Below are 7,523 nucleotides of genomic sequence, written 5' to 3'. Positions count from 1 at the left end.
GGCCACCTCACAAGTCCAACGACGGGTCGGGGATGGTACGTCGGATCCCATACTGCAGATTGCATACCGTATGGAGTAACCATGGTTGCGGCCGACGCGGTGGATGTCCAGAGAACGCGGGCAAAGATTTGCCCGTACCGGCCGGCGGCGCGGCGCCGCCGGGCGCACCGCGACCGCGACCGGCCACGCCCCCATCCCACCCGGGGCGAGACGCCGGCACCGGCACGCGCACCCGCACCCGCACCGACCGGCCACGTTCGGTGTGTGCATGACGCAACCACATGCCCGGACCGGACGTCCGGCCGCTGTACCGTGGAGGGCCATCCGGCAATGCGTGCCGTGCGACCGGCTTGGGAGGAAACCCGCATGGCGATTCGGTTCGACGCGGGGTCACTGGCTCCCGGCGACCGCGCGGACGCCATCCGTGAACTCTCGCGGTCGGTGAACGGCCGCATAGAGGTGGATCTCCCGCCGGATCCGGCCCGTCTGCGGGCCGTCGCGGACATCACCACGGTGGGGCCGGTGGAGGTCACGGGAATCGACTGGAACGTGGCCGGCCTCCGGCGGGCGACCACCCAGGCGGAGGACGACATGGAGCCGCACGTCTTCGTGGTCCTCCAGAAAGCGGGGGTCACCCGGTTCGGCCAAGGAGGCAGACGGGGTGTGATCCGGGCGGGTGACCTCACGGTGATCGAGAACGCCAAGCCCTACGAGATCTTCTTCGACGGCACCGTGCACGCGGTCACCGTGCGCGTCCCCACACACGTCCTGGGGCTGCGGTCGTCCCTGATCGGCCAGGTCACGGCCGCGCGCATCGGCTCGGAGCACCCGCTCATGGGTGCCGCGGCGGCGTTCTTCGCCCGGATGGCGCGCAACCGGGCCCCCGTCGGCGAGGCGGAGGCCGCCCTGTACGCGCAGCCCAGCGTCGACCTGATCAGGGCCGTGGTCACCACCGGCGCCGGCCGTGACGACCTGGCCAGAGGGCCCCTGCACGGCACGCTCCTCCAGCGCGTCGAGGAATACGTCCGTCGCCATCTGGCGGAACCCAATCTGACCGCGGCACGCATCGCGGCCGAGCACCACGTCTCCGTACGGCAGCTCTACCTGACCCTGTCCCGGGCGGGAATCTCCCTCGGTGCGTGGATCAGGACGCAGCGTCTCGAGGAGTGCAGGCGGGAACTGGCCTCGCCGGCACGGCGATTCATGACGATCGAGGCGATCGCCCACCGGTGGGGATTCACCAGCGCACCCCACTTCAGTCGCGTGTTCAAGGCGGCGTACGGATCGAGCCCCCGCGAATGGCGGCTGGAACGGGCGGCCGACACAGAGGAGTTCCCGCCGCCGACAGCTCCACCCCACCCGGCGTCCGGAACTCCCCGGTGACGTCCCCAAGGTAGGCCGCACACCGGTCGTCGTTTTGCCTCTCCGCGCAGGGATCCGCCGGCCGGCTTGCCTCACCGTGCAGGGATTCGGCCCGGGCGCCCGGCCCCGGGAACCGACCACCGGAGCTCCGGGCCCCTGCACGGCGTGACGCACCACCGGTGCCGCACAGCCCCTGGGAACCGGGGATGCGGCGGGACGACGGGCGGTCGGCCGACGGCTCACGGGCGCCCGGCCCGGGCGGCACGTCGTCCCGCAACGCGCGCCCATCAGCGGGCACATCCGACATCTCACCCTGATTGCCTTCGCCGTGGCGCCGCCCTACTGTCCCCACCGACGACGACGTCGGCACCGGGCCCACGCTGCTCGACGAGGGCGGACGCCCCCGGAGGAGCCGGCTCGCGTACGCCCTCCTCGGCCGGGAGCGGGTTCACCGAAGCACCCGATCACCCTCCCGACGCGTCCCGTGACGGAACCGCACCCGGGCTGCCGGCACGCGTCACCCTCCGGCGCCTGGCACCGCTTCCCTGCCTGCCGTGCGCCGCACCGACGAAAGGCACGACATGACCAAGATCGCGATCATCCTCGGCAGCACCCGCCCGGGGCGCAACGGCGCCGCCGTGGCGGACTGGGTCCTCGACATCGCCAAGCAGCGTTCCGACGCGGAGTTCGAGCTCGTGGACCTGGCGGACTACCCGCTGCCGCTCCTCGACGAGGCGCTCCCCCCGGCGTTCGGGCAGTACCAGAACGACCACACCAAGGCCTGGGCGGCGAAGATCGCCGAGTTCGACGGCTACGTGTTCGTGACCCCCGAGTACAACCACTCCACGACGGGCGCCCTGAAGAACGCGCTCGACTACCTGTACGCCGAGTGGAACAACAAGGCGGCGGGCTTCGTGGGCTACGGCTCCGGCGGCGGCATCCGCGCCGTGGAGCACCTGCGCCTCATCGCGAGCGAACTGCAGATCGCCACGGTGCGGGCGCAGGTCGCGCTGTCCCTCCTGACCGACTTCGAGAACTACAGCGTCTTCAAGCCGGGCTCCCACCACCGGTCCACCCTCGATGCGACGCTCGACCAGGTCGTCGCCTGGTCGAAGGCCCTGCGGCCGCTGCGCGCCGACGCCTGATCATCCGCCGGGCCCGCCCCGGTCGGGGCGGGCCCGCCACCGCGGAGCCGCCGGCCCGCGACCACATCCCACGCGGCACCATGACGTTTGACGATCCGTGCGCACGGGCGCTGCCCGCGGATGCGGCCGCACTCGCACGCAACGGCTGCCCCCGCTGCCCGAGTTGCCGGAACCCCTCCGCGGCGCGTTCGTGGTGCACATGCGGATCGCCTTCCTGGGGCCTGCGGCCGAGGGCGAGCGGCTGATCGCACCCCTGCGCGCGTCGAGATCCGCATGCTCGGCGGTGCACTCGACGAGGCCATGAAGGGTGATGGAGCCCTGGGCGGACGACCGCAGGATGGTCAACTTCCTCTCCACCGAAGAGGGCACCGACCCCGAGCGGTTGAGCAAGGTCTACGGCACCGACCACTTCCGGCGCCTGACCGCCGCGAAGAAGGCCCACGACCCGGCCAACACGTTCCGGGTGAACCACAACATCCCGCCCCGCTGACGGGGTAGCCCCCGGGAGGCCGCTCTGCGCAGCCCGGGGGTCACCATCAGTCACGCACAACGCGACGAGGACCAGGACCCGAAGGTCGAGATCCTGGTATCCGTATCGTCAACGGTGGTGTCCGAGGGGGGACTTGAACCCCCACGCCCGATAAAGGGCACTAGCACCTCAAGCTAGCGCGTCTGCCATTCCGCCACCCGGACAGGTGATGCGCGGGGCTGGCCCCGCGGCGACACGGATAACGATACCAAGGATTCGGGGTGGGTTTCACCTGCGTATCCGCTGGGTGCACGGGGTGCCGGGGCCCGGTCGGCCCCGGCACCGGGGGGAGCTACCCGGGCTCGGGCGGCATGAGGTGGTAGCCGGGGAAGTTCCCCGGCGGGCGCTCGTCCGCGGGGCCGCGGGTGACCGCGCGGACGAGCAGGTCGCCGCCGACGAAGGCGCCGCGCCAGGAGGCGCCGAGGCCGCCGAAGTGCTCGGCGCGGTCGCCGCGGGAGCGGGGGCGGTTGTGTCCGACCTTGAAGGCGCGGATCCGCGGGGCGAGGCGGGCGTAGGTGTCCTCGTCGTCGGTGGAGAGCGTGGCGACGAGGGTGCCGCCGCCGGTGTTCATGGCGGCCAGCAGTTCGGCCTCGGTGTCGGCCGGGACGATCGTGTCGACCGGGCCGAAGGGTTCCGTGCGGTGCAGCGGGGAGGTGGGGGGCGGGTTGAGGAGGGTGACGGGGGCCAGGTAGGCGGATGTGTCCTGGCCGGGCAGGAGGCGGGCGTCGGCGAGGCTGCCGCGGTGCAGCGGGACCGCGCCGTGGTCGACGGCCTCGGAGACGAGGTCGTCGAGTTCCTTGGCCTTGGCCGCGGTGATCAGCGGCCCGAAGTCGAGTCCGGGGAGGTCGTCCCCGGGGTCGTCCACGGCGAGCGGGTGGCCGAACCGCAGGTCGCGCACGGCGGGCAGGTAGGCGGACAGGAAGTCGGGGAGGAGTTCGCGCCGCACGACGAAGCGCGGGTAGGCGGTGCAGCGCTGTTTGGCGTGGGCGAAGGTCCCACGGATGTGACCGGACAGGGTTTCCCAGTCGCTGTAGTCCCACACGCCCCAGGTGTTCAGCCCCTCCCGTCCCAGGATGTGGCGTCCGCCCGGGTCGGCGTCCGCGCAGGCCTGCCGGACGCCCGGGTCCCGGCCGCCGACGGAGGAGACGCAGCCGAGTTCGGGGGCTCGTACCAGTGCCGCCGCCAGGTCGTCGCCGCCGCTCACCAGGGTCACCGGCACGTCCTCGCGGGCGATGAGCGCGCACGCGAGGGTGAGGCAGGCCAGTCCCCCCTCGGCGGGGACCTTGGCGATGACGGCGTTGCCGGCGAGCGCCTGGACCAGCATGGCGTGCACGAGGACGCTCATCGGGTGGTTCCAGCCGGCGAGGTTGCCGACCGGGCCGGGCAGCGGGCGGCGCCACTCGACCATGTCGTCGATCTCCCCGGCGTACCAGCGGACGCCGTCGAGGGCCCGGTCGACGTCGGCCTGGGCGAGCCGCCAGGGCTTGCCGATCTCCCAGACCAGGAGGAGGGCCAGCAGCGTGCGGTGCTCGCTGAGGGCGTCCAGGGCGGCCGAGACCCGGGCCCTGCGCTCGGAGACGGGGATCACCCGCCAGGCGCGGTGCTGGTCGAGGGCGGCGCGGACGGCCCGCCGGGCGGTGTCCGCGCCGAGCCGGGGCGCCCCGGCGACGGGGGTGCCGTCGACGGGGCTCACGGACGGCAGGATCCGGCCGTCCACCTGCCAGGCCCCGGCCCACAGGTTGAGCACGCGGTCCTCGTGGAACGCCTCGGGGGCGGCGCGCAGGCACCGCCGCCAGGCGTCCGCCCAGGCCGTCCCGGGTTTGAGGGCGAGGGTCACGGTTGGTCCGCCCGGTCGGGGCGCACCTCGCGCAGCGCCCCGCCACGGGTGTAGAGGAAGCCCCTGACCATCTCGGTGCGGGGCAGTTCCGTGGCGTCGCGGACCCGGGTCATGCACGTGACGAGGTCCTCGGCGGGATCGCCGAGCGCCGCGCAGTCCTCGTGGTGCACCAGGACGATCTCGCGGGTGCCGCCCTCCAGCTGGCTCATCCGCAGCGAGCGCAGGGTGTCGGGGGTGACGCATCCGCCGGCGTTGCGGATGACGTCGGCGTCGCCGGGCCGCAGCCCGAACATCGCCTCGACGCCGAGCCGGGAGTCCATGCACGCGACGATGGCGACGCCGGTGCGGGCCTCCTTCTTCTTGAGGTCGATCGGCGTCAGTGCCGCGCCCACGTCGTACCTGCGCAGGAGCAGCTGCTCGACGCCCGCGGACCGTACGGGGGCGGTCACCGCAGCAGCCCGCGGACGAGCCGCGCGGTCTCCGACGGGGTGCTGCCGACCTTGACGCCGGCGGCCTCCAACGCCTCCTTCTTGGCCTGGGCGGTGCCGGAGGAGCCGGAGACGATGGCGCCGGCGTGGCCCATGGTCTTGCCCTCGGGCGCGGTGAAGCCGGCGACGTAGCCGACCACCGGTTTGGTGACCAGGCGGGAGATGTAGGAGGCGGCGCGTTCCTCCGCGTCGCCGCCGATCTCGCCGATCATGACGATCAGTTCGGTCTCGGGGTCGTCCTGGAAGGCCCGCAGGCAGTCGATGTGGGTGGTGCCGATGACGGGGTCGCCGCCGATGCCGACCGCGGTGGAGAAGCCGAGGTCGCGCAGCTCGTACATCAACTGGTAGGTGAGCGTGCCGGACTTCGACACCAGGCCGATGCGGCCGGCGGTGGTGATGTCGGCGGGGATGATGCCCGCGTTGGACTGCCCGGGGCTGATGAGCCCGGGACAGTTGGGCCCGATCACGCGGGTGCCGGAGGCGACCGCGCGGGCCCGGAAGGCGACCGTGTCGTGGACGGGGACGCCCTCGGTGATGACGACGACGAGCCCGAGGCCGCCGTCGACGGCCTCGTCGACGGCGGCGCGTACGAAGGGCGGCGGCACGAAGACGACGCTGACGTCGGCGCCGGTCATGCCGACGGCCTCCTTGACCGACCCGAAGACCGGGACGGTGCGCCCGTCGAACTCGACCCTCGTTCCGGCCTTGCGCGGGTTGACGCCGCCGACGACGTCCGTGCCCGAGGCGAGCATCCGGCGGGTGTGCTTCATGCCCTCCGAGCCGGTCATGCCCTGGACGATCACCTTGCTGTTGCGGTCGAGGAAGATGGCCATCGCGATCAGCTCCTTGCGGGCTCGGCGGCCCGCGCGGCCGCGCCGTCCATGGTGTCCAGCTGCTGTACGAGGGGGCCCAGCGACGCCGCGGCCTCGTCGAGGACCGCGCGGCCGCGCTCGGCGTTGTTGCCGTCGAGGCGGACGACGAGGGGCTTGGTGAGCTCCACCTGGCCGAGCGCCTGGACGATCCCGTCGGCGACCGCGTCGCAGGCGGTGATGCCGCCGAAGACGTTGACGAGGACGGAGGTGACGTCGGGGTCGGAGAGGATGACGCCGAGTCCGTCGGCCATCACCTGGGCGGAGGCGCCGCCGCCGATGTCGAGGAAGTTGGCGGGGGCCGCGCCGTGGTGGGCGACCACGTCGAGGGTGCTCATCACCAGCCCCGCGCCGTTGCCGATGACGCCGACGGTGCCGTCGAGCTTGACGTAGTTGAGGCCCTTGGCGCGGGCGGCGGCCTCCAGGGGGTCGCCCTCGCCGGGGGTCTCGTAGGCCTCGTGGACGGGGTGCCGGAAGCGGGCGTTGGCGTCGAGGGACACCTTGCCGTCCAGGGCGAGGACCCGGCCGTCCGTGGTGCGGACCAGCGGGTTGACCTCGACCAGCAGGGCGTCCTCGGCGGTGAAGACCTCCCACAGTGCGATCAGCACGGGCACGGTCTCCTCGGGGAGCCCGGCCGCCTCGGCGATCTGCCGGGCCTTCTCCTCGGTGACGCCCTCGGCGACGTCGACGGGGACGCGGGCCAGCGCCTGCGGCCGGGTGGCGGCGACCTCCTCGATGTCCATGCCGCCCTGGGCCGAGGCCATGGCGAGGAAGGTGCGCTCGGCGCGGTCGAGGAGGAAGGAGACGTAGTACTCGTCCTGGATGTCGGCGGTCGGGGTCAGCATGACCTTGCCGACCGTGTGGCCCTTGATGTCCATGCCGAGGATGGCGCCGGCCTTCGCTTCGGCGTCCGCGGGGTCGGAGGCGAGCTTCACGCCGCCGGCCTTGCCCCGGCCGCCGGTCTTCACCTGGGCCTTCACCACGACCTGTCCGCCGAGGCGTTCGGCGGCGGTCCGGGCCTCGGCGGGGTCGTCCACCACGTGGGCGGCGAGCACGGGGACGCCGTGCCGCGCGAAGAGCTCCCGTGCTTGGTACTCGAACAGATCCATCGTCAAACGCACCTGCCCTGACTCGGGGTCGAACGATAATCCGGTGCAGACCTCTGGACACCGGGTCGTCCATGCGGGATAAACGTCTGCATACAGTATTCGTCGGCTGTATGCAATGTACAGACTGCAGAACGGAATCTCGCGATCGGCCTGCTCACCGGCCCCCGGACCGGAAGGAACCTTG

The 7,523-nt window shown here is 72.5% G+C and carries 7 protein-coding genes and 1 tRNA gene; 3 read left to right on the top strand and 5 right to left on the bottom strand.

Going from position 1 to position 7,523, the window contains the following annotated elements; genetic code table 11:
* Positions 1-366 precede the first annotated feature (366 nt).
* The 3 genes from ACZ7MY_RS42875 (at position 367) to ACZ7MY_RS42865 (ending at position 2,997) form a co-directional block, all read left to right on the top strand.
* Positions 367-1,383 carry a helix-turn-helix domain-containing protein gene (locus ACZ7MY_RS42875; protein ID WP_499611786.1) on the top strand — a complete coding sequence of 339 codons (1,017 nt, stop codon included), beginning with the start codon at positions 367-369 and terminating at the stop codon, positions 1,381-1,383.
* Between the two features lie 560 nt (positions 1,384-1,943).
* The gene (locus ACZ7MY_RS42870; RefSeq protein ID WP_499611788.1) at positions 1,944-2,507 is read left to right on the top strand and encodes an NADPH-dependent FMN reductase; all 564 of its coding nucleotides are present in this window, start codon (positions 1,944-1,946) and stop codon (positions 2,505-2,507) included.
* Between the two features lie 310 nt (positions 2,508-2,817).
* Complete coding sequence (locus ACZ7MY_RS42865) at positions 2,818-2,997, top strand: BBE domain-containing protein (RefSeq protein WP_499611783.1); 180 nt, start codon at positions 2,818-2,820, stop codon at positions 2,995-2,997.
* A gap of 115 nt (positions 2,998-3,112) precedes the next feature.
* On the opposite strand, the gene ACZ7MY_RS42860 is transcribed toward ACZ7MY_RS42865, so the two are convergent.
* From ACZ7MY_RS42860 to sucC, 5 genes are all read right to left on the bottom strand, one after another.
* Positions 3,113-3,200 (bottom strand) — tRNA-Leu (locus ACZ7MY_RS42860).
* Positions 3,201-3,328: 128 nt separating this feature from the next.
* Positions 3,329-4,873, bottom strand: coding sequence for an aldehyde dehydrogenase family protein (locus ACZ7MY_RS42855; RefSeq protein WP_499611780.1), 1,545 nt, complete (start codon positions 4,871-4,873; stop codon positions 3,329-3,331).
* Positions 4,870-5,322 (bottom strand): carbonic anhydrase, encoded by a 453-nt coding sequence (locus ACZ7MY_RS42850; protein ID WP_499611777.1) that lies wholly within the window; start codon positions 5,320-5,322, stop codon positions 4,870-4,872. Before ACZ7MY_RS42850 ends, ACZ7MY_RS42855 begins: the two co-directional genes overlap by 4 nt.
* Positions 5,319-6,194, bottom strand: coding sequence for a succinate--CoA ligase subunit alpha (sucD, locus tag ACZ7MY_RS42845; protein ID WP_499611775.1), 876 nt, complete (start codon positions 6,192-6,194; stop codon positions 5,319-5,321). Before sucD ends, ACZ7MY_RS42850 begins: the two co-directional genes overlap by 4 nt.
* Positions 6,195-6,199: 5 nt before the next feature.
* Complete coding sequence (gene sucC, locus ACZ7MY_RS42840) at positions 6,200-7,339, bottom strand: ADP-forming succinate--CoA ligase subunit beta (RefSeq protein WP_499611772.1); 1,140 nt, start codon at positions 7,337-7,339, stop codon at positions 6,200-6,202.
* Positions 7,340-7,523: the final 184 nt, after the last annotated feature.

The organism is Streptomyces sp. NPDC111520 (assembly GCF_055635295.1).
This window is presented reverse-complemented; position numbering and strand designations above follow the sequence as displayed.